Origin of the sequence: Acinetobacter chinensis (genome assembly GCF_002165375.2) — a bacterium.
Lineage (GTDB): Bacteria > Pseudomonadota > Gammaproteobacteria > Pseudomonadales > Moraxellaceae > Acinetobacter > Acinetobacter chinensis.
Genome location: NZ_CP032134.1, coordinates 1,696,465 through 1,721,012 on the forward strand (window position 1 = coordinate 1,696,465; position 24,548 = coordinate 1,721,012).

The window sequence follows — 24,548 nt, forward strand, 5'->3', positions numbered from 1 at the left end:
ACTTTATTCATTTTCTTAATATTTTTCAGGAACAGATATGACAACTTCAAATACACGTATTCAGGCAGTGGTTTTTGATTGGGCAGGAACGACTGTTGATTTTGGTTCAAGAGCACCCATTCTGGCATTTATGGCACTTTTTGCTGATAACAAAGTTGCCATCAGTATTGAAGAAGCCAGAGCACCGATGGGGCTAGAAAAACGTGATCATATTGCGGCTGTACTGAATATGCCCCGTGTTGCTGAAGCATGGAAAGCGGTATATGGCACTGCTTTTACAACACAGGATATAGACCGTCTTTATCAGGATTTCATTCCATATCAGTTAAAAAGCATTCCTTTATGCTCAGCTTTGATTCCTGGTGCAACGGAAACATTTCAGAACATCCGTGAACGTGGCGCAAAAATTGGCAGTAATACCGGATATGCTTCAATGATGATCGGACAGTTGGTGAAAGATGCTGCTGAACAGGGGTATCAGCCAGACTGTATTATTACAGCGTCAGATGTGAAGCATGGACGCCCATACCCAGAGATGCTGTGGAAGAATCTGATTGAACTTGATGTTTCAGATATCAAAGGTGTTGTTAAAGTGGATGACACCGTTGTGGGGATTGAGGAGGGGCTCAATGGTGGCTGCTGGACTGTCGCACTGGCGATCAGTGGCAATGAAGTCGGTCTGAGTTTTGAGGAATGGCAACAGCTTCCGCAGGCAGAACAGAAAGTTCTGAAAGATAAGGCTTATGCAAAAATGAATGCTTCTGGTGCTCATTATGTCATCGACAGCATTGCTGATTTACCGGCTGTACTGGATGATATTGAAAAACGACTTCAAAATGGTGAAAAACCTTAAAGGCTGATCTCCGAAATTCATCTTCAATGGAAATAAGCACTCAATCATGAGTGCTTATTTTTTTCAGGGTCTGTTCAGCATGTCTTTAGGTATGAAAACAGTCCTATGGTTGCTGTTTCAGATGCTCTCTCAAAATTCGACGTAATTCCATCACCGCTTCAGGGCTTTCATGGATGGAGTGACCACCTTTGATTATTTTTTCAGACTGTGCACCTGCAAGATGTGAGCTGTTATATGAAACAATACCATCGCTCATTTTATCAGGGTCTGTACTGTGCGTCTGATTACCCATAATGGAATGAAAAGGGATATTGCCAGAAGGCATGATCTGGGAGGTTAACTGCATGAAGCGTGAATGATTACTCAAATCTGATGGTGCATTGAAGATCAGACCTGCTGTGGAATTTTTATGACCGCCGATTTTTCTGTTGACCGCATCTGAAAAATTAAATGGAAGACCAATCGCTTTACGGACCAGCTGAGTATACCAGCGGTCTGCATATTCACTGCCATGATGTGGTGTGGCAATAAAAATCGCCCGACTGACAGTGGACAAGGGTTTAAAGATGAACCTTTCACGGATTACAGGATTCTGCTGGAGCTGGATATGCTGTTCATAATTCATCATGGGAATGGCATGCATGGCTATATCTGTATCACTGATCAGCAGACGACTGATAATACCGCCCATACTGTGACCGATCAGGACTGCATTGTGGGCGGATTCAGTACCAGGTTGAACAGATTTAAAAGCCTGTTTCAGCAGATCATTGATCTGAAAACGGTTTTCAAAAATAGGCATATTGGTTGAGTAAAAAACCTGCCACACCTGATAGTGATCCCGTAACACGGGATCACCCATAATGTTATTGGTGAGCGTCACCCAGGTCTCAGGACTGCTTGCCAGCCCATGAATCATAATGATGATTTTTTTACCAGGCTGATATGGTTCGGTCATGAACAGATGAGGCATCAACAGTTTTTCTTCACGGTTCAGCAGTGAACGGTAACCGACTGAACCCATTTTACTTTCTGCAAGCCACAAACCATAGGGCACAGAATAGTTGGCTGTGACGGTATAGTCGGTGTTGTTGATCTGTGCTGTCTTAAAACGGTATGGATCTATCAGCTGAATGGACAATGGCGCATTATTCAGGATTTCCTGCGCCGTGAGCTGTTCATTTTCAGGTTTGATCACTGCACTGATGGGAAGAAAACGTGCAGGGTGTATATTGGGATTGGGGAGTACAGTGAAATACCGTTCAGGGTCAACTACAAACTGTTTCAGTTGATTGTCCTTTTGTGTCGCCGTGACAGCTACAAACTCTGACCCCAGTCCTTCCTGACGGTTAATATTGTAAAAACCGGAAAAATTCATGTTGTAACTGCTTTTCAGGCTTTCGAGCACAGTACTTTTCAGCGAGGGATACTGATCTGTATTGATCCTATATATATGGTTGTTTATAGAAAACTGACTGGGCAACTGGGTAAAACCATCCCGTGTGTGTACCGCACTGATGAGTCTGGACAGCGCATAATTATAAAATGTTCTGACCTGTGTCTGACGCTGGTCAAAAAGGCGTGATTCAGGGCTGTGTGTACTTTTAAACAGATAGACATAACTGTAACGGATGCTCTGATCAAGATATTTCAGCTGTTCATTGAGGCAGCCAGAGCGTGAATCAGTTGCACTTTTCTGCTGATATGCCGAACTTTTATCCAGAGTCAGTGCTCTGGCAAGAAAAACTTCAGACGCTGCTGCATAATATGCTTCAAGGTCAGTCACAGCCTGCTGGTTCAGTTCCTCTATACATTGTTCAGCCTGAGCGATACAGCCCGATTCTTTTTGCTGATATGCATGTAAAAACTGCAAAGTTGTCTCACTTAAGTGCTGTGATGTCAGAATATGATCCGTTTTACTGGTCAGGGAATTACTGAGCGGATTTTCTTTGATATTAACCATCTGACAGCCAGAGAGGGCTGTAAACAGAATAAAAGGTGAAAGTTGAAGTGAACGGATGAGCAAATGTGCAGATGCGAACATGATCAGACTACAGCGATATAATTTTCAGGTACTTTAATGTATGAATGACACAAAAACTATGTGATTTATGCAACATTATGATTTTATTGTAAGTATAGTAAGGTCAGACTCCGTAAGAAAACTGCGGTATATTTTTTTTCTCTTACGGAGCTGATACTGTTTTCCTGAGGAAATTACTGTTCCATAATTTCCTTAATATTTTTAGGCATACCTTGCTGGCTTTTAAAGACGCCCTGACTGTCTTTCCAGATAATGGCAGGCGTTGCGAAGAAGCCATATTTGTCCATCATAGCGGTATTTGCATCGAGCTGTTCTGACAGTTTTGCAGGAACAGGTTTCATTTCTTTGATCTTCAGTTTGCCATTGGCTTCATTAAATTTTTTGAAATATTCATCAGCATCTGCAGTGTTCAGTAAAGTCGCAGACTGTCCTTTACTTTCAGGGCGGATAACACCGACCAGGATATGCTTTAACTGTACTTTTCCAGAATTGACCCATGGACGTGCCTGTTGCCAGAAGGCGTGGCAATAAGGGCAGTTCGGATCAGAAAATACATAAACAGTTTTAGGAGCAGAGGTTTTTCCATCCTGAATCCAGGTGGATTTTTCCAGGTCTTCCCAGACTTCATCCAGCACGGCATTTTTGACATGCTTTTCCAGTGCATTGACAGTCAGGTTGTTGCCATCACGGTCAAACAGATCACCCACAATATAATATTTTCCATCATTTGAAATAAACACAGTAGATGGGTTCTTATCCATGTGTCCTGCCCAGCCTTTCATTCCTGCAGGGGCATCAATCGGTTGAATAAATTTATAGCCTTCACTTTCCAGTTTTTTCTGAATAGTAGTTGTATCCGCAAGGCTGTAACAGGAAACTGTGCTGAAAAGGCTGACTGTGATCAACTGTTTTAAACGTCTGGACAGTAATTCCATTTTATTTCTCCTCAATAATACTGTTTAACTTCTGTCTGAGAACCGCAGGACTGATTTCACCCATGTGTGTTTCTTTCAGTTCACCCTGAGCGTTGTAGAACAGTGTGCTGGGTAAGCCGTACATGCCTGTCTCATAGGCTGTTTCAGCCGAAGGGTCCATCAGCATGTGCTGGAAACTCAGCTGGTTTTTCTGTAGATACTGCTGAACGGTCTGAGCACTTTCGCTTTGGTTGATCATGACAAACTGTACATCGGGGTAGTCAGTCTGTGCTTTTTCAAGGACAGGCATTTCACGGTGACATGGCGGACACCAGCTTGCCCAGAGGTTGATGACTACAGGTTTTCCATAGAACTGATCCAGACTGTAGCTTTTCTGATCCAGTCCCATCAGTGTGATCTGTGGAAACTGCTGTTGCTGCTTCTGTACCTGATGAATGGCGTATTGACCGACGGTCACTGATGTAATGAGTACAGCCATAAAAATCATGAGAAAAGCACGTGATGTACGACGGTTTTTCCAGATCATCCAGCCAGTGGCACAAGCCGCACCGATCCAGACATTAAAGCCTTTGTCCTGTATCTGAATCATCTGTAAGGGATGAGAAAGATACAGATCATGGTTCAGCAGTACAAAACCGATGCGTGCCGTACATAAGCCCACAAGAATTGCAGTCCAGATACTGTCTTTCAACTGAGTCCACTGGTCTTCACTCAGTTGAAAGCGGTTTTTGATACGGACAGCAATCAATAGTGAAAACAGCAGTGATACAAGACCGATAATGAATGTCCAGGGAATGATAAACATACCGAGATGTATAGCCTGAGCGCTGAACATATCAGTGATTTACCTGCTGGAGCTGTTTGATCAGCAGTTTTGCTGAAAATGTACCGGTCAGACGTAACTGGCGGATTTCCTGTGCCTGTGAGTCCAGTATCAGTAAGGTTGGAGGACCCAGTATTTCCCATTTCTTCAGAATATTATCCTGAGAAGCATTGTACTGAGTCAGATCCAGTTTAATCAGACTGAAATCTTTCAGTGCCTGCTGAACATCTGCCCGAGGAAACACCTGCTGCTCAATTGGCTGACATGCGACACACCAGTCGGCATAGACATCAATCACAATCGGCTTATTCAGTTTTTTCAGTTGCAGGATTGTATTTTGCAGTTCCTGCTCAGTTGAGACTTTGTGCCATTTCTGCAGTTCTTCGGTATGGTAGGCAGTCTGAGTTTCATCGAGTGCGAGTCGTGCCTGCCAGATACCTGCTGTAAGGGTCAGTACAGCACAGACAACAGTAATGGCTTTGCCTGTTTTATGACTGACATGCCGGATACTCAGCAGCAGATATATAGATAGTCCAATAGCCAGCAGAGCAAACAGAAGATGATAAACAGAAAGGTTGAGCATTGGACGGATGAAATACAAGGCAACCATCAGCATGATAAAACCGAAGCAGGCTTTGAGACGGTCCATCCATATTCCAGGCTGTGGCAATAGATGTGAGCCAAATACACTGACAATAAACAGCGGAAGTCCCATCCCCATACCCATAATAAACAGGTACAGCCCACCCATAGTGGCACTGTGGGACTGAGAGACGAACAGTAAGGCACCTGCAAGCGGTGCGCTCATACATGGTCCAACAATCAGAGCTGAAAGTGCGCCCATCACCGCAGCACTTAAAATACTGCCGCCTTTCTGTCGGTTCTGTAGATTACCCAGTTTCTGCATAATGGATTGTGGCAGGGTCAGCTGATACAGCCCAAACAGATTCAGTGCAAAAATAACAAAAAGTACAGCAAACAGTGTAATCACAACTGGGCTCTGGAACCATCGCTGGAAGCTGTAACCGATTTCTGCCACCACGATACCCATAAGGCTATAAACCAGTGCCATACTGACAATAAAGCTCAGCGCAATAATCGCGGCTTTATAACCTGAAGCTCTCTGAAGAATAATGCCTGAAAGAATAGGAATCAGGGGTAACGAACAGGGTAAAAATGCCAGCAGAATCCCTAAAATAAAAAATATGAGCAGATTAACCAGCAACTGATCCTGTTTCAGGAAACTGAAAAACAGCTGATCATTATTCAGCTGATCTCTTAATTCACTATCCACAGGTTTTACAGATGCATCGGTCTGTTGTTCAGTCACAGCATTAACCGTTGATTCTGACTCAGCAGTTGCTTCAGAACCTTTTATTTCATTGGCTGCGGAAGCTGTTACTTCAGTCAGTGCTTCTGGGGTAGCCTGTATTGAATCCGAGCTGTCTGTCAGTTCCGTTGCCTGTTTTTTCTGAATGGCTAGTTCAGGTTTATCCTGAACAATATCGGTTTCAACACGGTCAATTGAATTTTGGCTGGTATTGAACAGTTCAGTATTGCGGGATTGATTCAGTAGTTTAGCTGTCGTAGATGACTGCTGCTGTGGTAACAGTCCTGACGCATCGGTCTGAATGGTTTTACGTTGCAGAGGATAACAGAGACCATCTTCAGAACATCCTTGCCATAGTACAAGGTAGCTTGTATTCGGTTTTACTTTGAGCTGAATACTGACATGATTGTAATGGACATTGGTCAGTCCAAATGTCGGGTCATTTTTCTGTTTACCTGCAGGGAGTTTCAGTTTGACAGGTTTCTGCCCGACCATGACTTTGAACTGATCATGATAAAGATAATAATGTGGCGCTACATCCCAGGACAGTTCAGCCTCAGTTTCACTGACAGACTGAGCTGAAAAGTGAAAAGCCTGATCGGGTGGGAGAAAATTACTTTGAGCCTGTGCCTGCATACCGAATACAGACAAAAGTAAAACTGAAACAGATGCGTAAAAAGAACGGTTCATGATTCCTGAATTCATTTTATTTGGGTCAATTATCCCTGGAAATGCATTAAGAGAACATTAACACATGTATTTGTTTGTAATATAGAGCCAGATACAGGAGCTTCTATGTTTGTTCTTTTGGTTGAAGATGATCCCTTTATTGCAAAAAGTATCTGCAATACGCTTGAGCATTTTAAAATAGCTGTAGAGCATGTCAGTACAGCAAAAGATGCAGATTACTATATACAGCATACAGCCGTGGATTTATGTCTGCTTGATCTGGGATTGCCTGATCAGGACGGTCTGGTTCTGTTGAAAAAATGGCGCGAGAAGCAGATTCATGTTCCAGTACTGGTTCTGACCGCAAGAAACCAGACTGAGCAATGTGTAGAGGCTTTAAATCATGGTGCAGATGACTATCTGACCAAACCTTTTGAACTGGAAGAGCTGATTGCTCGGATACATGCACTGGCTCGGCGTCATCGTGGTTATGCATCCAATACGATTGAATCAGGTGCATTAAAACTGGATCGGGCATCTCAACAGGTCTTTTTGAATCAGATCGAACTGAATTTGCCACGCCGTGAATATGTACTGCTTGAAGTTCTGATGATGCATCCAAATCATGTCCTTAAAAATGAAGAACTGATTGATAAGGTTTATGGGTTTCAGGAAAATATTGAAAGCAATGCGCTGAATGTACACGTCTTTCATCTGAGACAGAAAATCGGTGCCGATTTTATTCAGACCGTCAGAGGTGTGGGTTACCTGTTTAAACCTGCCGATGGAGCCTGAATGAAAAGATACAGCCTCAAATGGCGTCTGGTTCTGACCGTGACTCTCAGTTTTATATTGATCTGGATCATTGCCTTTGGGTGGCTTTATCTCAGTCTGAATAAAAAAATGAATCAGACACTGGATAACAGACTCTCAGCTTCTGCGCATATGGTTGCCCGTTTACTGAATCAGATGCCACTTGATCAGCTGAAACAGGAAGTCGAGCCTGCTGTCTCAGAAATAAATCAGAACAATCTGATTGCCTGTGAAGTTTCCATTTTCAGTTCTGATGTTACGATTGGTAAAGAGATTGTTGCACGTACCCGTGGTGCGCCTGACAGTATGATTCACCGTAAACAGGGATTCAGCACATGGACAGATCAGGGTGTTGAATGGCGCAGTTACGTTCTGCAGAAAGGAGAACTCCAGGTGGTTTCCGCAGAACGCATGCATACCCGAAGCATGTTGCTGTACGAAGTGCTGAGTTCAGTTCTGTTGCCTTTACTGTTGACGCTGATCATCTGTATTTCCCTGATTTTATGGATGATACGACTTGAGTTTCAGCCTATCGACCGGATCACGTCACACTTAAGTTCATTGGATGGCAAGGTCAATCAGGAGCTTCAGTACCTGCATCAGTTGCAGACCCGTCATTTACCTCAGGAAATCGAACCTTTTGTGTCAGCCATGGTCGATCTGGTTCATCGCCTGCATGACAGTCTGGAAAATGAAAAAAATCTGAGTGCTTTTGCTTCGCATGAGCTGAGAAGTCCATTAACAGCAATCAAAACACATGTACAGCTAAGCAGAATGATTGCTGTTCAGGAACATAGCAGTGCAGGATTAATCAGTAATCTGCAGGAAGCTGAACAGAACATTGAGCGTTATCGACAGTTCCTTGAACAGTTGTTGCTGTTAAGTCAGACCGAGCATCAGCCTCAGTTATATATGGAACAGGTCAGCCTGAAGACGGTGATTGAATCCGTTATGACCGAGTTTTCCAGAAACCCCGATCTGCTTCCAGTCATTCAGGTGAACTGGGAAAGCCTGGTGAATGTACGTTTCAGTTCAGATGCGCTGACAATGATTATCCGTAATGTGCTGGAAAACAGCATAAAACATGCTCAAAGTTTTGAGCCGATACAGATCTATATGCAGAATGACTGTTTATATATTGCTGATACCGGTGTCGGACTGTCAGATGAGGAATTGCGGGTTGCGACACATCGTTTCTGGAGAAAGTCATCACAGAGCCAGGGACATGGTATAGGACTGGCACTGACACATGAACTGATGAAACAGGCAGGACATGAACTGATTCTGAAAAAAAATGATCCTCAGGGGTTAGTGGTGATATTAAAATTTAATGCATAAATTGAGCTGAAGATTGCTGCTGATCTGCAATCATGCAGTTCAATGTAATGACACAGTCATTATTTTCTCAAATATTTAACTTAAAATCATGGAGATGTATCTGATCGAGCACTGTCGGATATTCTGCAAGTCCTGATGACGTTGGAACAGGCTGTTGCAAAATTCGGCTTGATTAATAATTGATATTATATATTATAAAAACATATATTGTTTTTGGATTCTGTCTTATGCACGACTTTTTGCTCGCCTTTCTGGGAGGTTCGTTACTGGGTATTGCGGTGACGGGTTATCTGTATGTAAATGGTCGTATTGCGGGTATCAGTGGACTGATCGGTCAGGTGCTGAATCCTCAGACGATCTTTAAAACGCCTGCTTTATGGTTTCTTGCAGGTCTGTTTACTGTGCCGTTCATTTATGGTGCTGTGCTAAAACCAGAAATTGTACTGACCGCCAGTCCACTCATGATGATTATCGCAGGCTTGCTGGTGGGTTTTGGTACCCGTCTGGGATCTGGCTGTACCAGTGGACATGGTATCTGCGGCATGAGCAGATTATCTGTGCGCTCCATTGTGGCTACGCTGACATTTATGTTTGCAGGTTTTGTTGCAGTGTATATCGTCCGTCATATTACAGGAGCATTCTAAAATGAAAAATGTCTTTGCTTTTTTATTTGGTGGGCTGTTCTCTGTAGGATTAATGCTTTCTGGAATGTCCAATCCTCAAAAGGTAATTGATTTCCTGGATATTTTTGGGCAGTGGGATGCAAGCCTGGCTTTTGTGATGATGGGAGCGATTGCTGTAGCTTTTATTCCATTCCAGAAAGCGGTGAGAAGTCCATCGGCTCATACTGTATACGGTGAAAAAATTGATTTACCTGTAAATACACGTATTGATTCACGCCTGATTACAGGCAGTCTGCTTTTTGGTATCGGGTGGGGAATCGCGGGAATATGTCCTGCACCAGCGTTTACACTGATCGGTCTAGGTCATTATAAGGCATTATATTTTATCGTTGCTATGTTTGTAGGTGTGCTGATCCACCGTAAGGTTGCAGGAGCAGGTTAATGAGCGTGATTCCACGGGTACAGTATTTTTTTGATGAGCAGACCAATACCTTCAGTTATGTCGTTGTGGATGAACAGACTGCAAAGTGCGCTGTCATTGACAGTGTGCTTGACTATGATGCTGCATCTGCAACAGTCTCGACTGTTCAGGCAGATAAAATCATCAGTTTTATTCAACAAAATAGCCTAAGCGTTGAATGGATACTGGAAACTCATGTGCATGCAGATCATCTGACCGCTTCACAGTATCTCAAAGAGAAACTGGGTGGAAAAATTGCAATGAGTCATCACATTGCCACTGTTCAGGAAACCTTCTGCGGTATTTATCATCTTGATCCGAAGTATTTTAATGCACATCAGTCTTTTGATTATTTATTTCAGGATCATGAGCACTTTCAAATAGGTCAGATGGATGCTTATAACATTCCAACGCCTGGTCATACACCTGCCTGTCTGAGCTATGTGGTCGGTAACGCCGTGTTTGTAGGTGATACACTGTTTATGCCGGACTATGGAACTGCACGATGTGATTTTCCAAAGGGCAGTGCGGCTATGCTGTATGATTCAGTTCAAGAACTGTTTCATTTACCTGATTTGACACGGGTATTTTTGTGTCATGACTATCTGCCTGAAGGGCGGCAGACATTTATCTGCGAAACTGACATTCAGACGCAGAAAGAAAACAATATTCATGTGCATCAGGGGATTGATAAACACAGTTTTGTCGAAATGCGAAACCGCCGTGATGCAACACTGGCCATGCCTAAACTGATTTTACCAGCCATACAGATCAATATGGACGCAGGTAAATTTCCTGCACCTGAGAGTAATGGTATTTCTTATCTGAAAATACCGCTGAACTACTTCAGAGCAGAAAAATAATTTTTATATCTCATGATCAGTTATTCATTTCTGAATGAATGTCTGGCATGGAAAAAAAAGGGAACCTGGCCGGTTCCCTTTTTATTTATTTCGCAGGTTGAATATCAAATTCAAAGGTCCACGTGGTCTGACTGGCATTGCTTGAAGGATCTGCATAACTCAGATCAGCGAGGTGCATCCGTGCATAACTTTTACCAGTATTTCCTTTAATGATCGTCGCCTGGTCAGGATTGGCTTTTAGCATATGTGCTGCCTGTAATCCATCTGCCTGCGCTGCCTGTAAAGTTGGATAGTAGTTATACCAGCCATAACTGAGCTTGGCAGGATAAGTACCCTGGAATGTCGGATTCAGTAAGGACGTAATACTGTTGCTGGTCCATTTGATTCCCGTAGCATTTACTGCATTTTTTAGGTCAGTCAGTGTGTCACTGAATGCATTACTGTCTTTAAATTTCGTAAGAACAACAGCATTATTTTCGTCATAAAAACCTGCCGGTTGAGCAAAAACCTGACTGCCTGCAGTCGTATTCAGCTGTACATTGTAGCGGTTAAATGCAATCTGCCAGTTACCATTAGCTTTATCTGAGTAAGTGCCGGTACTTAAATCAATATACTGCCAGGCTGAAGTCGCATTTACAGTCAGATTTTTCACTTCCTGTGTACGTGTATCCATATAACGAAGCGTCATATAACCCGACGCTGTGCCTTGATAATAATTGACAATCTGTAATGCAAATACAGGTTTTTCCGCAGTCCCTGTTACACTGGTCGAAGTTTTATCAGTTGTCAGTAAAAACACTTTGAAATTTGGCGACATACGATGGTCACCAAACAGATCATATTCAAAGAAACTCGACATTTTGCCAGAAGTGGTGTCCATAAAAGCATTGCTGTATGCATCTTTAATCCATGCAGCATCAGGAATTGCACCACCTTGAGTCGCATCTTTTTCTTTTAAAAGATCAGTCCAGGTTGCATTGAACGGTGAGTAAAGAGCGCCACCTGAACCACTTCCACTGACACCGCTGTTGGTAAACAGTGAAGGAGTTCGGGTACCCATAGCAAATTTAAGATCCCAGTCTGCTACGGTACAATCAATTTCTTTCTGAGTATCAATATCATAACAGTAACTTTGATTTGCAGCTGGAACGATCGTCCATTTTTTAGCTTTAGCCGTAAACAGATCTGTATTTTGTGCAGGGGGAGTTGTACTGCCCGTAGAGCTATCACCACCACCTCCGCCACCGCATGCTGTGAGAAACAGTGAAACAGTGCAGAGCGCTACCAGTTTTTTTAAGGTAAACGTTTTCATTTGCATATCCTTGATATTATTTGATGGAATTTAAAGTGTGGTGTTAAAAATCGGTGTCCCAGTTAAAGCGCAAGCCCGTATAGACGTAGCGACCTGCAATGGGTCTGAAATCTGTAGAGGATTCAAAGTCCCGCTGTTCATCAAAAATATTGTCGATGCCTGCAAATACACTGATACGAGGGGAGAACTTATAGTCAAACTGAGTATCAACTGTCAGCCAGTCAGGGGACTGGTTCTGGTTGGCACTGTCTGCATATTCATCACTTTGATAACGCAGTCTGAGACTGGTACTCAGTGCATCATTCAGACTGAAATTGCTGCCCAGGCGTGCAATATGTTCAGGTCGACGGGTAATAAAAAGTCCGGTGGTTTTATCTTTTGCTTCGGTATAGGTATAGCCACCCGTTACACTCCAGTCTGGAGTAATGTGGTATTCAGCTGAAAGTTCAACGCCCTGGGTTTTGGCTTTTGCAACATTGTTATAGGTATAGCGGGTTATGCCATCCACAATCGTGGAATTCTGATAATCCGTCTGGATCAGATCCTGAATATCATTCAGGAAAAAGTTGACCTCAGCATTCCATTTATTGTTTGAAACAGCATTAATCCCGATCTGATAGGAATCAGAAGATTCAGGTTTCAGATTTTCATTACCGATAACGTAATAGCCTAAGTGACTATGATCGAATGAATAAAACCTTTCCTTTAAATTTGGAACTCTATATCCCTGACCAAAACTCGCTCTTAAATCACTTAAAAAACTTTGATTTTCAAATAAACGGTATTTAGCACTGAGTTTAAATGCAGAATGAGAACCAAAATCCTGATCATCCTGAACACGAAGTCCGGCTACAACATTCAGGCGTTCATTCCACTGAATGTCATTCTGAGCAAAAAGTTCATAGCGGTCTCTTGATACTTCACCGCCTTGCATTTCAAATTTACCGTTATTACTTTGCTGTAATTTTTCTTCATGCCAGTCCACACCGAACTGCCATTTCTGTTTGTACCACTCAGCCAGATCCATCTGTGCTGTAAAATGATTGTTTTCCTGCTCAGAGTTACGCAGGGCAGAAAGATAACCATCTGTTGTCTGACGTGACTGAGTATCATAGCTTTCATGCAGTGCTTTCAGATCCACACTGATTTTTTCTGATAATTTTATCTGACTTCCAGCGGAAATGCGCTGTCTCTCAATATCTTCAGTTTTATGCTGCTGAAGATAAAATGGAGGAACAAAATTCAGACTTTTTTGTTCATCAGATTCATCATAATAGTTCAGATCAATCCAGCCCATGAACTGATCGGAAGGTTGCCATGCACCATAAACACTGATCTGCTGACGCTTTGAAATATCTCCGCGTAATGGATAGTTGTCAGGATTTTCAGAAAATCCATCTGTTCTGAACTGTTCAGCCGCTATACGACCTTTAAATTCTCCATTTGAAGCATCAATCTGCAGTTTTTCGTGATGATTATTGACTGAAACAGATTTTCCACTGGCATTCTGCTTGCCATAACTACCCAGATCGACCTGACCTGAAACTGCCAGTCCATCCTGAACAGATTTTGTAATGATATTGATCACACCGCCCATGGCAGAGGAACCATACTGTGCTGATGTTGCGCCTTTCACCACTTCAATGCGTTCAATATCTCCAATAAGATACTGATCCAGATCTACTGTAGATCCAGTACTTGCTGCTAAAGGCAGTCCATTCAACAGAACCAGAACCTGATCACTGCTGAGTCCCTGAAGTGAAACTTCAAATCCTGACTTTCCATGAATTTCACGGAGCTGAATCCCTGGAATATTTTCAACAGCATCACGCAGGGTAATGGCATTTGTTCTCTGAAGTTCCTGTTGGGTAATGACTTCTGTGCGAACAGGAGTATCCAGTAAACGCTTTTCTGTTCTCGTACCTGTAACCACAATCGTATCCAGGGTCGGAACTTCCCTGGCATAAGTGTCCATGACAAAAAAAGAAAGACAGCTGGCTAAACCTACAGCGACAGGGGAAAGTTTAAAACCAGAACGCTTTCCTTGTCGCACAACATGATGATTCATTAAACCGCAACCAAATGATAAAAATTACTGTTTGCAAATAGTAATGATTATCATAATAATTTACAATACTTGTCGGTTTGTTTTATTTCCGTGAGTTTTGTAAGCCTTTTATGGTTACTTAAACAGTAAAACAAAGAATCGTAACGTTGTATTGGAAGGATAAAAAATGAAATCAACTTTGCTTTATGGATTAATGCTGAGTTCTGTAATAGGGGCATCATCTGCTTTTGCGCAATTACAGCCTGCAGAACTGCAAAGTGTATTGCCGGCATCGACTCATCAGCAGTTAAGCCAGGCTCAGGCAAAAGAAGCCATTCTGAAAATGGCAGGGGAATATAAAGTCAACTTCCGTTTTGAAGAGCTGTATTCACTGAAACCGGGTTATGAAATTAAAAAAAATGATCTGAGCAGTGGTCATGAAACGGTCATTGTTCTTGAAAATACGCCATCACGTATTTCACTGCAGCACATTCTGGTGGATGAAGGGCATGTGGTGAAACACTGGAGACAGGACTGGGAATTTGAACCGAAAAAAATGTGGTCTTATGCTGGTAATTATGAATGGAGAAGCATTGCACTGACGCCTGAGCAGAGTAAAGGTAAATGGCTGCAAACCGTGTGGCAGATTGATGATTCACCACGTTATGCGGGGCTGGGGGAATGGTCAACTGACAATGGTGTAACAGCATGGACTTCAGCTGAAACCTATCGTCCGCTGCCACGGCGTGAACATACTACCCGCGATGATTATGATGTCATTATTGGGGTTAACCGTCATGTATTAAGTGCAAATGGATGGGTACATGAGCAGGATAATGTCAAATTTGACACCAAAACTAAAACAACACTGGCGCGTGAGCTGGGGGTGAACCAGTACAGCCAGATCAAGGGATATGACTTTAAACCGGCATATGACTACTGGTCTAAAAACAAAAATTACTGGCAGGCTGTGAAAGCAAGCTGGCAGAAAGCATTCGATCAGAACGCATCTGTTGCCTTAAAATATGCTGAAGATGGTGAAAAAGCACATTACAGCTATTTTAATGATCAGGCGAAACAGAATGTTGGGAAAAATCTGAAAGCGGAAGAATTACAGGTTCAGACAAATCAGCTTCTGAATCAGCAACTGGTGAAAGGAAAGCTGAACTGATCACCTGGATGCCATAATGTAATACAGGAGCGATGGTGTTTCTAAAATCCCATCGCTCTGAAATATATAAAATTCACATAAAAACAGTACATCTGAATTGATAAAAGATCGGGACATATTCAATATATACAATAACAGTTGGATATGGATGCTTAAATGATACTTCACCATAACATTCACAAGGCAGATCAGCCTGATGCGAAAACACTGGTTTTTATTCATGGTCTGTTTGGCAGTCTGAGTAATCTTGGCATGCTTGCGCGCGCTTTTCAGGAGACTAATACCGTTGTTCAGATAGATGTCAGAAATCATGGTAAATCAGAACATTCATCTGACATCAGTTATGCAGATATGTCTAAAGATGTTGTTGAAACGCTGGATTCTTTGAATATTGATCGCTTTTCTGCCATTGGTCATTCCATGGGTGGGAAAATTGCCATGAAAATGACTGAACTGGCCGGCACTCGAATGGAGCAGCTTGCAGTACTGGATATGGCACCATTTGCGTATCATGAAAGTCACCATGAACAGATTTTTAAAGCATTGTTTGCAGTTCAGAATGCCGCACCAGAAACCCGTCAGCAGGCAACTGAGATCATGAAACAGTATCTGAATGAAGAAATGGTGATCCTTTTTCTAATGAAATCTTTCATAAAAGGAGGATGGCAATTTAATCTGGATGCAATATTTAAGCATTATCAGGACATTCTCGGCTGGCAGGATATCTCTGTATGGCAGTCATCTGCATTATTTTTAAAGGGAGGAAACTCTCCATACATCAGTAAAACTGAACATAGGGATGCTATAGCTGCGCAGTTTCCACAAGCAGAGACAGTGGTGATTGAGCAAGCCGGGCACTGGCTTCATGCCGAAAAAACAGAACAGGTCATTCAGACACTTAAGAACTATTTACAATAATGCGGTTTACAGGCTCTTTCTTCCTGCTAAAAGGAAGAATAGAGCTGTACTGAAAATCCAGATATACCCGTAGATATTATTTCTGATTATTATTTGCCTTCTCGGAATAGTCATGATGAATAATAGCGTGATGACTCTATAAATTATTTGTATAAATAAAAACAAATTTTACTGATAACTCAAAACAACTGTTCCATATAAAGCAGGAGGTATAAAATTAAAGGGTGATATATTTCACAAAATTTTTCTAAAATTCAGTATGGAAATATTACATTGGTTAAGGCATCGTCTGGAGAGCAAAATGCAAAGAAAAAGATTCAATCATGAAAAACATCTGACTCTGTTGCTATTGACGGTCTGTATCACTCAACAACTCTATGCTGACACTGATAAAAATATTCCATCTGAAAATATGCTGCCGGTTTTGAAATACCAGGCAACGAGAACGGATACAGGTTTCCTTGATACATCTGCATCTGTTTATCGTGTTGATGCACCTGAAAATACGCAAAGCATGGGTGTCAACCTTTCTGAAGTACTCAAAGGTATACCCGGATTACAGCTGAATAATCGTGAAAATTATGCCCAGGATCTACAGATTTCCATGCGTGGTTTTGGTGCCAGGTCTACATTTGGTGTCAGAGGGATTCGTTTATATGTGGACGGAATTCCAGCAACTATGCCTGATGGACAGGGACAGACCTCCAATATTGACCTGAGTAGTCTGAGTCATCTTGAAGTACTGGGAGGACCTTCTTCTTCTCTTTATGGTAATTCATCGGGTGGAACAGTCCTGGCAACAACAAAGCAAGGACAGGGCAAAGACTCTCTGGAACTGGGTTACGCAGCAGGCAGTCATCATAAAAACAGGACAGACCTGATTTTACAGGGTGGAGCAGATCGGGTGGGTGAACCATCTTATATCATCAGTTCGTCCTATTTTGATACGGATGGTTTTCGGGATCACAGTGAAGCAGAGAAAGTATTGAGCAATGCTAAACTGACATGGAAAACTCAGAATGATTCCATCATAAATTTTATTGTAAACAGCGTTAATATTCAGGCAAATGATCCTCAGGGATTAACTTATGAGCAGTGGAAAGAGAACCCGAAACAGGCTATAGCTGATCCTAAATATAATGTCCGAAAAGAGATAGATCAGACCCAATTGGGTATTCACCTGGATAAAAAACTGACAGATCTTCAGTCACTTTATGCAATGGCATACTATGGACAGCGTCACGTGACACAGTATCAGTCCATGCCAGAGGCACCACAGCTTGATAACCGACATGCAGGCGGTGTGATTGATTTTAAACGTGATTTTTATGGAAGTGATTTGAGATGGACACTTAAGGATGCTTTACCTGGTACTCAGTTTATTGCAGGACTTGCATTTGATGCTATGTATGAAGACCGTCAGGGATATAACAACTTTAACAGTCAGCATAATTTTGGTGTGAAAGGTGATTTGCGCAGAAATGAAACCAACACCTTATGGAATCTTGATCCATATTTACACGCATCCTGGCAGTTTTTAGAAAATTTACGGGTTGATGGTGGATTAAGATACAGTAATGTTCATTATGAATCACGTGATCATTATATTAAATCTGATAGTAATCCTGAGAAAAACAACAATGATGACAGCGGTAAGACTGACTATCAGAAAGTATTACCATCAGTTGCATTTAACTGGTCAATCACTCAGAAACTCAGTTCATATATCAGTTATGCGAAAGGATTTGAAACACCAACTTTTACTGAAATGGCATATCCAACTGTTGGGACTTCAGGAATTAACTTCGCCTTAAAACCGTCTGTCAGTGACAATTTCGAGTTTGGGGTTAAGTCAGATACTGTCTATGGTGATATTACTGCGGCAGTTTTCAGTACTGAAACGAAAGACGATATTGTGTCTGCCAATGCAAACAACGGTCGGAATACATTTAAAAATGCAGATAAAACCAAAAGACAAGGTTTTGAATTTTCATGGAATAAAAATCTATGGCATTCATTGAATGCCAGTGTGAGCTATAGTTGGCTTGATGCACAATTCGATGCAGAGATTCCGGGAAAAACACAGGATAAAACTGTCAAAAAGGGAAATAAAATACCTGGTGTAGCTGAAAATCAGGCTTATTTTTCTTTAGGCTGGAAGCCTGACACAGGATTGGATGCGGGCTTTGATCTGCAATATATGGATCGTATTTATGTCAATGATACAAATAAAGAGTCTACACCATCATTTACAGTTGCCAGTGTAAACGCAGGATATACCTGGAAAGAACAGGACTGGAAAGTGCGGACATTTGTTCGTATAGATAATCTGTTTGATGAAAATTATATTGGCTCAGTTATAGTCAATGATTCAAATGGGCGGTTTTATGAACCTGCGGATGGGTTGAACTGGAGTGCAGGCTTAAGAGTAACCAAATAGTTTTAGACATTTTAAAAGCCTGTCTGCTTGGATGGATTGCAGATTGAACTTAATTATAAAGCTCAGTTGCTGTTTAAACTCGACGTTAGCCTTAAAGTTCCAGTGGCTCAGTTGGTGGCACTTGATTTTAGCTGTGGTAAAAAGCCTTTATAAACAAAGGCTTAATATGCGCAATTGCGTATAATGTTCAGATTATGTTATTTGCGTCACACTTTAGACACAAACAAAAAGGATATGTTAATCAATAACATAGCCTTTTTGTTTTGTCAAAGTCGCTATGCTTTCAAGCGCGCAATGACGCATTTAACATCAATCTCTATTATACGAAATCGCAGTCGGAGGGGAGTCCACGTCTTTTGGTGGTGGACTCTAGTCCCAAATTTGGGAATTTTCCGTCATTTAATAATTTTCACTGTACCGCTGTTGCTTACTTCCAATAGCTCTAAGCCTTCATCTATAAGAATATGAATGATTTCACTATCTCTTAGTGGCTGCTGTCCTTTCTGAATCAATATTTTATTTAACTCGACTGCTTTTTTTCTAAGCATTTCTTGTTCTTCATCTTTTATCCGAACACTTTTAACCATTTCATTCATACCATTTTGAACTATATGGAAAATGATACATGCATTTTTGCATGCATGTATTGTGCATGCTTGCATAGTTGTGGTAAATTCAGCTCAATGCATTTTTGCATGCATGTGGACAATTGGCTATGTTAGATCATCTTCGTATAAATATACCGTTCGAGAGCAGTTTCTATTCTGTAGATCCTGAAGGACGTTATTTTTTTATTGATGTTGATCCACACACATTAGAGATTCCCCTGGCATCAAGGTCTGTACATAAAGATGATGAAGGGCAGATTTCTGCTTCAGCTTTATTTCATCCTTATGAGTCAGTTCCTACGCATTTCACAGGCATGTCATTAAAAGTTAATTTCGATTCAGCTTATGCGCCTTATGTTCAGATTCAGGCATCACCTGCAAAGCTGTTACAAGGTCATAACGTGTTTGGATCGGACAATATAGAGCAGGGTGCTTTTGAAATGCTCGGTTATCTGAGTGTTGCTTATCCTTTGCTTTCGCGAATGCTTGATGTTTGTAACGCCTGGGTTTCACACATAGATGTGACGTATTCAGCCCGTGTTAAAGATCAGCACACAGCAACCAAGATTCATGAATTCATGAGACGTGTCAGTAATGGCCAGACTCAGCTCAGTAAAAAGCAGATGGATAACACGATTTATTGGGGTGGTATTCATTCACGATTGATCAACATTAAGTGCTATCTGAAATATGTTGAATTTCTAAACCAATTTGAAGAACAGAAACAACTTGCTAAATCGAATAATAAATCAGCAATGCGTGTTGTAGAAATTATGTCTGATATCCGATTAATTAACTGGGCTGTTGGCTGTATTCGTTTTGAGGCTCGGTTAAAAAAACGTTGGTTAGAACGCAATAACATACCGACAAATTTATTTGAATTAATCAATTTTCAACGTGATAACCCAAATATTTTAAGAACACTTTGGACTAAAGCTACCAGTAGTATTTTTGATGCCTTGAGGGGTCAAACTATGAAATTAACAGACGATAGAAGTGTATTGAACGCAATTGAGAGTTCAGAAATTGTTTTAACTAAATCAGGCAAAGTTTCACCGACTAAAGTCAGAAATTTATTCGCTATGTATTGCTTGATACGTGAAAAAGGTATTTCAGAGCTTAAATCAACATATTCAAAGACTTCGTTTCACAGATTAATCGCAGATTTATGCTTGTGTGGCTTTTCAAAGGCTTACTTGCAGAACCTTCACGACGAGAAGTCATCAAACGTCATTCCGTTCATGAAGCTCGTAGAAATCGACTTCAATCAACAACTGCCAGATTGGTACGAAGAACCTCTGAGTCAGTTTAATTACAAAATAGCCTAAGGAGCAAATAAATGAGCGCAATTGATCAACCGATCCTAACGATTGCTGGTATCCGTAAATCAGAAGGTAACTTCACTGGTGAACGTGGCAACGTCGAATTCAGTAATACGGTCGTAACTGTTTTACAGCCGTTTACTGAGGAGGAAATTGCGAAAGGTGCAAACGGCATGAAATCCACTGAGTACAAGATTAAAGGTGCTCAGTTTTATCACGATTATCAGGCTCAGAAGCTTCCTGCAGAAGCTCAGTTGCTGTTTAAACTGGACGTTAGCCGTAAAGTTCCAGTGGCTCAGTTGGTGGCACTTGATTTTAGCTGTGGGAAAAAGCCTTTAGAAACAAAGGCTTAATATACGCAATTGCGTATAATGTTCAGATTATGTTATTTGCGTCACACTTTAGACACAAACAAAAAGGATATGTTAATCAATAACATAGCCTTTTTGTTTTGTCAAAGTCGCTATGCTTTCAAGCGCGCAATGACGCATTTAACATCAATCTCTATTATACGAAATCGCAGTCGGAGGGGAGTCCACGTCTTTTGGTGGTGGACTCTAGTCCCAAATTTGGGAATTTTCCGTCATTTAATAATTTTCACTGTACCGCTGTTGCTTACTTCCAATAGCTCTAAGCCTTCATCTATAAGAATATGAATGATTTCACTATCTCTTAGTGGCTGCTGTCCTTTCTGAATCAATATTTTATTTAACTCGACTGCTTTTTTTCTAAGCATTTCTTGTTCTTCATCTTTTATCCGAACACTTTTAACCATTTCATTCATACCATTTTGAACTATATGGAAAATGATACATGCATTTTTGCATGCATGTATTGTGCATGCTTGCATAGTTGTGGTAAATTCAGCTCAATGCATTTTTGCATGCATGTGGACAATTGGCTATGTTAGATCATCTTCGTATAAATATACCGTTCGAGAGCAGTTTCTATTCTGTAGATCCTGAAGGACGTTATTTTTTTATTGATGTTGATCCACACACATTAGAGATTCCCCTGGCATCAAGGTCTGTACATAAAGATGATGAAGGGCAGATTTCTGCTTCAGCTTTATTTCATCCTTATGAGTCAGTTCCTACGCATTTCACAGGCATGTCATTAAAAGTTAATTTCGATTCAGCTTATGCGCCTTATGTTCAGATTCAGGCATCACCTGCAAAGCTGTTACAAGGTCATAACGTGTTTGGATCGGACAATATAGAGCAGGGTGCTTTTGAAATGCTCGGTTATCTGAGTGTTGCTTATCCTTTGCTTTCGCGAATGCTTGATGTTTGTAACGCCTGGGTTTCACACATAGATGTGACGTATTCAGCCCGTGTTAAAGATCAGCACACAGCAACCAAGATTCATGAATTCATGAGACGTGTCAGTAATGGCCAGACTCAGCTCAGTAAAAAGCAGATGGATAACACGATTTATTGGGGTGGTATTCATTCACGATTGATCAACATTAAGTGCTATCTGAAATATGTTGAATTTCTAAACCAATTTGAAGAACAGAAACAACTTGCTAAATCGAATAATAAATCAGCAATGCGTGTTGTAGAAATTATGTCTGATATCCGATTAATTAACTGGGCTGTTGGCTGTATTCGTTTTGAGGCTCGGTTAAAAAAACGTTGGTTAGAACGCAATAACATACCGACAAATTTATTTGAATTAATCAATTTTCAACGTGATAACCCAAATATTTTAAGAACACTTTGGACTAAAGCTACCAGTAGTATTTTTGATGCCTTGAGGGGTCAAACTATGAAATTAACAGACGATAGAAGTGTATTGAACGCAATTGAGAGTTCAGAAATTGTTTTAACTAAATCAGGCAAAGTTTCACCGACTAAAGTCAGAAATTTATTCGCTATGTATTGCTTGATACGTGAAAAAGGTATTTCAGAGCTTAAATCAACATATTCAAAGACTTCGTTTCACAGATTAATCGCAGATTTATGCTTGTGTGGCTTTTCAAAGGCTTACTTGCAGAACCTTCACGACGAGAAGTCATCAAACGTCATTCCGTTCATGAAGCTCGTAGAAATCGACTTCAATCAACAACTGCCAGATTGGTACGAAGAACCTCTGAGTCAGTTTAATTACAAAATAGCCTAAGGAGCAAATAAATGAGCGCAATTGATCAACCGATCCTAACGATTGCTGGTATCCGTAAATCAGAAGGTAACTTCACTGGTGAACGTGGCAACGTCGAATTCAGTAATACGGTCGTAACTGTTTTACAGCCGTTTACTGAGGAGGAAATTGCGAAAGGTGCAAACGGCATGAAATCCACTGAGTACAAGATTAAAGGTGCTCAGTTTTATCACGATTATCAGGCTCAGAAGCTTCCTGCAGAAGCTCAGTTGCTGTTTAAACTGGACGTTAGCCGTAAAGTTCCAGTGGCTCAGTTGGTGGCACTTGATTTTAGCTGTGGGAAAAAGCCTTTAGAAACAAAGGCTTAATATACGCAATTGCGTATAATGTATATTATGTTAAATTAGTTGTATGTTATATTTTGTTCATAGACTTCTTCGTTTAGCCTAAAATCAATCACTTATATAAAATAACATTTCACATTCAGTTCACTTATGTTTATATTCTATTTACTTCATAAAGTTCTTGGCACTTAGAATGTTTGTCGTAAAAACAATTAAACTTTCAAAAAAGTATTCTAATCAAAATCACATAGTTCTATTGTTTGATACTTCAGCTACAGTACCTTGTCTCTATCCTTTACTCTATTCTACGACTGTCTTGAGATTTCAAAGTTTTGCCACACAACAATCAGATATGCTGGCACTAAAGTTTTGGTATGGGTTTTGGTATCAGAAATATTCAACCTTGTTCTGTGAATCATTTTTGTCCTCCAAATATGAACCTGAGATTTTTTTGAATGAAATCGATAACTTTATTGTTTTCTTGGAAAATAATAAAAAGTTAGAAACAAATTTGATTAGACTTAGATCAAATATAGATGCTAACTATATGACTATTACGCAGCGTTTGAGATCATTGTTTAAGTATTTCGCGTATCTTTTAGATGAATATTGGAACATCCGTTATCAGGACATTACAATCAAAGAGTTAACAAATCGCAGGAAAAAAATAGATTTGTTCTTATTAAACAAAAAAAGGATTTTTAGTAAATTTTCCAAACATAGTTTAACTGTAAAAAGTGAAATTAATCATAGCTTTAAAAGCTTAACTAATGAAATGGTAGCTGTGCTTTATAAAATTATTCGCCCAGATCAGACAGCTAATATAAATATAGACAATCCATTCTCAACTAAATCACATCAACTTCGTAATTTTCTGATGGTACATCTTATGATGAACTACGGTTTACGGGTTGGTGAACTATTGCTTCTTACAAAAAGATCAATAAAAAAATCCCTCAATTCGGACTCATATAGTCTCATAATAACTAATACGGATGATGAATATGATTCTAGACAGAGAAAGCCTAGTATAAAAAACGAGCAATCTTATAGAGTTATAAAACTAGATAGTATGGATTATAAATTTTTGATGCTATACATAGAAAAGATAAGGAAATTCAACAATTCAGACATCTTGTTTACATCACTTAAACCACCCTACTCTCCACTAAGCTATTCATCAATCAATGCAATTTTTAAGACGATAGAACAAGCTTTTAGGGCTTCACATCCTGTATATTTTAATGATACAAATATTGACTCAATTCAGAAGTTAACTCCTCATGTATGTCGTCATACATGGGCATATATGACTTTGGCTTTTGCTATAAAAAAATATCGAAACGAAAGTGCATCACCATTAAATCAAAGCAATGATGAAATTATGCAAAAAGCACTAGATGATCTACGTGTCTTAGGTGGCTGGGGTGCTAACAGTATAATGCCAAGTTATTATGCAAAAAGATTTGTTGTTGATAGTGCTAACCTTATGAATTTGCAACGTATATCACAGGAATTATGGAAAATATAAA

At 40.6% G+C, this 24,548-nt stretch carries 22 protein-coding genes; 14 read left to right on the forward strand and 8 right to left on the reverse strand.

The window, feature by feature from the left end:
- Window positions 1-37 precede the first annotated feature (37 nt).
- Window positions 38-853: a phosphonoacetaldehyde hydrolase gene (phnX, locus tag CDG60_RS08975; protein WP_087514019.1), complete on the forward strand. Its 816-nt coding sequence runs from the start codon at window positions 38-40 to the stop codon at window positions 851-853.
- 103 nt (window positions 854-956) lie between these two features.
- Here the strand turns inward: phnX and CDG60_RS08980 are convergent, their stop codons facing one another.
- The 4 genes from CDG60_RS08980 to CDG60_RS08995 all read right to left on the reverse strand — a co-directional run bounded on the left by CDG60_RS08980 (window position 957) and on the right by CDG60_RS08995 (window position 6,675).
- Window positions 957-2,897, reverse strand: coding sequence for an esterase/lipase family protein (locus CDG60_RS08980; protein ID WP_087514020.1), 1,941 nt, complete (start codon window positions 2,895-2,897; stop codon window positions 957-959).
- 173 nt (window positions 2,898-3,070) lie between these two features.
- Window positions 3,071-3,832, reverse strand: a complete 762-nt coding sequence (gene dsbG, locus CDG60_RS08985) for a thiol:disulfide interchange protein DsbG (RefSeq protein ID WP_087514021.1) — start codon at window positions 3,830-3,832, stop codon at window positions 3,071-3,073.
- A gap of 1 nt (window position 3,833) precedes the next feature.
- Complete coding sequence (locus CDG60_RS08990; protein WP_087514022.1) at window positions 3,834-4,667, reverse strand: TlpA disulfide reductase family protein; 834 nt, start codon at window positions 4,665-4,667, stop codon at window positions 3,834-3,836.
- 1 nt (window position 4,668) lies between these two features.
- A complete protein-coding gene (locus CDG60_RS08995; RefSeq protein WP_171405443.1) occupies window positions 4,669-6,675 on the reverse strand; it encodes a protein-disulfide reductase DsbD in 2,007 nt (668 codons plus the stop codon).
- Between the two features lie 105 nt (window positions 6,676-6,780).
- Here CDG60_RS08995 and CDG60_RS09000 point away from each other — a divergent pair, with 105 nt between their 5' ends.
- From CDG60_RS09000 to CDG60_RS09020, 5 genes are all read left to right on the forward strand, one after another.
- Window positions 6,781-7,449: a response regulator gene (locus tag CDG60_RS09000; protein ID WP_087514024.1), complete on the forward strand. Its 669-nt coding sequence runs from the start codon at window positions 6,781-6,783 to the stop codon at window positions 7,447-7,449.
- Window positions 7,450-8,805 (forward strand): sensor histidine kinase, encoded by a 1,356-nt coding sequence (locus CDG60_RS09005; protein ID WP_087514025.1) that lies wholly within the window; start codon window positions 7,450-7,452, stop codon window positions 8,803-8,805.
- 227 nt (window positions 8,806-9,032) lie between these two features.
- Entirely contained in the window at window positions 9,033-9,449 is a 417-nt protein-coding gene (locus tag CDG60_RS09010; RefSeq protein WP_087514026.1) for a YeeE/YedE family protein, read from the forward strand.
- Between the two features lies 1 nt (window position 9,450).
- Window positions 9,451-9,870: a DUF6691 family protein gene (locus tag CDG60_RS09015; protein ID WP_087514027.1), complete on the forward strand. Its 420-nt coding sequence runs from the start codon at window positions 9,451-9,453 to the stop codon at window positions 9,868-9,870.
- Window positions 9,870-10,751, forward strand: coding sequence for an MBL fold metallo-hydrolase (locus tag CDG60_RS09020; protein ID WP_087514028.1), 882 nt, complete (start codon window positions 9,870-9,872; stop codon window positions 10,749-10,751). The genes CDG60_RS09015 and CDG60_RS09020 overlap by 1 nt, the downstream gene beginning before the upstream one ends.
- Before the next feature lie 85 nt (window positions 10,752-10,836).
- On the opposite strand, the gene CDG60_RS09025 is transcribed toward CDG60_RS09020, so the two are convergent.
- Complete coding sequence (locus tag CDG60_RS09025) at window positions 10,837-12,063, reverse strand: HmuY family protein (protein WP_087514029.1); 1,227 nt, start codon at window positions 12,061-12,063, stop codon at window positions 10,837-10,839.
- Window positions 12,064-12,106: 43 nt separating this feature from the next.
- Complete coding sequence (locus CDG60_RS09030; protein WP_171405444.1) at window positions 12,107-14,131, reverse strand: TonB-dependent receptor plug domain-containing protein; 2,025 nt, start codon at window positions 14,129-14,131, stop codon at window positions 12,107-12,109.
- A gap of 166 nt (window positions 14,132-14,297) precedes the next feature.
- On the opposite strand from CDG60_RS09030, the gene CDG60_RS09035 reads away from it, so the two are divergent.
- From CDG60_RS09035 to CDG60_RS09045, 3 genes are all read left to right on the forward strand, one after another.
- Entirely contained in the window at window positions 14,298-15,281 is a 984-nt protein-coding gene (locus tag CDG60_RS09035) for a DUF6607 family protein (RefSeq protein ID WP_087514030.1), read from the forward strand.
- 156 nt (window positions 15,282-15,437) lie between these two features.
- Window positions 15,438-16,199, forward strand: a complete 762-nt coding sequence (locus tag CDG60_RS09040; RefSeq protein WP_087514031.1) for an alpha/beta fold hydrolase — start codon at window positions 15,438-15,440, stop codon at window positions 16,197-16,199.
- 301 nt (window positions 16,200-16,500) lie between these two features.
- On the forward strand, window positions 16,501-18,639 hold the full coding sequence (locus CDG60_RS09045) for a TonB-dependent receptor domain-containing protein (RefSeq protein WP_087514032.1): 2,139 nt from the start codon (window positions 16,501-16,503) through the stop codon (window positions 18,637-18,639).
- 395 nt (window positions 18,640-19,034) lie between these two features.
- On the opposite strand, the gene CDG60_RS09050 is transcribed toward CDG60_RS09045, so the two are convergent.
- Window positions 19,035-19,235 carry a hypothetical protein gene (locus CDG60_RS09050; RefSeq protein WP_087514040.1) on the reverse strand — a complete coding sequence of 67 codons (201 nt, stop codon included), beginning with the start codon at window positions 19,233-19,235 and terminating at the stop codon, window positions 19,035-19,037.
- Window positions 19,236-19,354: 119 nt separating this feature from the next.
- Here CDG60_RS09050 and CDG60_RS09055 point away from each other — a divergent pair, with 119 nt between their 5' ends.
- Both CDG60_RS09055 and CDG60_RS09060 read left to right on the forward strand, forming a co-directional pair.
- Window positions 19,355-20,575 (forward strand): phage/plasmid replication protein, II/X family, encoded by a 1,221-nt coding sequence (locus CDG60_RS09055; RefSeq protein WP_087514033.1) that lies wholly within the window; start codon window positions 19,355-19,357, stop codon window positions 20,573-20,575.
- A gap of 11 nt (window positions 20,576-20,586) precedes the next feature.
- Window positions 20,587-20,922, forward strand: a complete 336-nt coding sequence (locus tag CDG60_RS09060; protein WP_087514034.1) for a hypothetical protein — start codon at window positions 20,587-20,589, stop codon at window positions 20,920-20,922.
- A 230-nt stretch (window positions 20,923-21,152) separates the two neighbouring features.
- Here CDG60_RS09060 and CDG60_RS09065 read toward each other — a convergent pair whose 3' ends face one another.
- A complete protein-coding gene (locus CDG60_RS09065) occupies window positions 21,153-21,353 on the reverse strand; it encodes a hypothetical protein (protein ID WP_087514040.1) in 201 nt (66 codons plus the stop codon).
- A 119-nt stretch (window positions 21,354-21,472) separates the two neighbouring features.
- Here CDG60_RS09065 and CDG60_RS09070 point away from each other — a divergent pair, with 119 nt between their 5' ends.
- The 3 genes from CDG60_RS09070 (at window position 21,473) to CDG60_RS09080 (ending at window position 24,547) form a co-directional block, all read left to right on the forward strand.
- Window positions 21,473-22,693 carry a phage/plasmid replication protein, II/X family gene (locus tag CDG60_RS09070; protein WP_087514033.1) on the forward strand — a complete coding sequence of 407 codons (1,221 nt, stop codon included), beginning with the start codon at window positions 21,473-21,475 and terminating at the stop codon, window positions 22,691-22,693.
- An 11-nt stretch (window positions 22,694-22,704) separates the two neighbouring features.
- A complete protein-coding gene (locus CDG60_RS09075) occupies window positions 22,705-23,040 on the forward strand; it encodes a hypothetical protein (RefSeq protein ID WP_087514034.1) in 336 nt (111 codons plus the stop codon).
- 169 nt (window positions 23,041-23,209) lie between these two features.
- Window positions 23,210-24,547, forward strand: coding sequence for a site-specific integrase (locus CDG60_RS09080; RefSeq protein ID WP_087514035.1), 1,338 nt, complete (start codon window positions 23,210-23,212; stop codon window positions 24,545-24,547).
- The last annotated feature ends 1 nt before the right edge of the window (window position 24,548 follow it).

Bases quoted from the DNA above. Each gene is read 5' to 3' on its own strand.
- phnX (WP_087514019.1), top strand. From the start codon at position 38: ATGACAACTTCAAATACACGTATTCAGGCAGTGGTTTTTGATTGGGCA.
- CDG60_RS08980 (WP_087514020.1), bottom strand. From the start codon at position 2,897: ATGTTCGCATCTGCACATTTGCTCATCCGTTCACTTCAACTTTCACCT.
- dsbG (WP_087514021.1), bottom strand. From the start codon at position 3,832: ATGGAATTACTGTCCAGACGTTTAAAACAGTTGATCACAGTCAGCCTT.
- CDG60_RS08990 (WP_087514022.1), bottom strand. From the start codon at position 4,667: ATGTTCAGCGCTCAGGCTATACATCTCGGTATGTTTATCATTCCCTGG.
- CDG60_RS08995 (WP_171405443.1), bottom strand. From the start codon at position 6,675: ATGAACCGTTCTTTTTACGCATCTGTTTCAGTTTTACTTTTGTCTGTA.
- CDG60_RS09000 (WP_087514024.1), top strand. From the start codon at position 6,781: ATGTTTGTTCTTTTGGTTGAAGATGATCCCTTTATTGCAAAAAGTATC.
- CDG60_RS09005 (WP_087514025.1), top strand. From the start codon at position 7,450: ATGAAAAGATACAGCCTCAAATGGCGTCTGGTTCTGACCGTGACTCTC.
- CDG60_RS09010 (WP_087514026.1), top strand. From the start codon at position 9,033: ATGCACGACTTTTTGCTCGCCTTTCTGGGAGGTTCGTTACTGGGTATT.
- CDG60_RS09015 (WP_087514027.1), top strand. From the start codon at position 9,451: ATGAAAAATGTCTTTGCTTTTTTATTTGGTGGGCTGTTCTCTGTAGGA.
- CDG60_RS09020 (WP_087514028.1), top strand. From the start codon at position 9,870: ATGAGCGTGATTCCACGGGTACAGTATTTTTTTGATGAGCAGACCAAT.
- CDG60_RS09025 (WP_087514029.1), bottom strand. From the start codon at position 12,063: ATGAAAACGTTTACCTTAAAAAAACTGGTAGCGCTCTGCACTGTTTCA.
- CDG60_RS09030 (WP_171405444.1), bottom strand. From the start codon at position 14,131: ATGAATCATCATGTTGTGCGACAAGGAAAGCGTTCTGGTTTTAAACTT.
- CDG60_RS09035 (WP_087514030.1), top strand. From the start codon at position 14,298: ATGAAATCAACTTTGCTTTATGGATTAATGCTGAGTTCTGTAATAGGG.
- CDG60_RS09040 (WP_087514031.1), top strand. From the start codon at position 15,438: ATGATACTTCACCATAACATTCACAAGGCAGATCAGCCTGATGCGAAA.
- CDG60_RS09045 (WP_087514032.1), top strand. From the start codon at position 16,501: ATGCAAAGAAAAAGATTCAATCATGAAAAACATCTGACTCTGTTGCTA.
- CDG60_RS09050 (WP_087514040.1), bottom strand. From the start codon at position 19,235: ATGAATGAAATGGTTAAAAGTGTTCGGATAAAAGATGAAGAACAAGAA.
- CDG60_RS09055 (WP_087514033.1), top strand. From the start codon at position 19,355: ATGTTAGATCATCTTCGTATAAATATACCGTTCGAGAGCAGTTTCTAT.
- CDG60_RS09060 (WP_087514034.1), top strand. From the start codon at position 20,587: ATGAGCGCAATTGATCAACCGATCCTAACGATTGCTGGTATCCGTAAA.
- CDG60_RS09065 (WP_087514040.1), bottom strand. From the start codon at position 21,353: ATGAATGAAATGGTTAAAAGTGTTCGGATAAAAGATGAAGAACAAGAA.
- CDG60_RS09070 (WP_087514033.1), top strand. From the start codon at position 21,473: ATGTTAGATCATCTTCGTATAAATATACCGTTCGAGAGCAGTTTCTAT.
- CDG60_RS09075 (WP_087514034.1), top strand. From the start codon at position 22,705: ATGAGCGCAATTGATCAACCGATCCTAACGATTGCTGGTATCCGTAAA.
- CDG60_RS09080 (WP_087514035.1), top strand. From the start codon at position 23,210: ATGTTTGTCGTAAAAACAATTAAACTTTCAAAAAAGTATTCTAATCAA.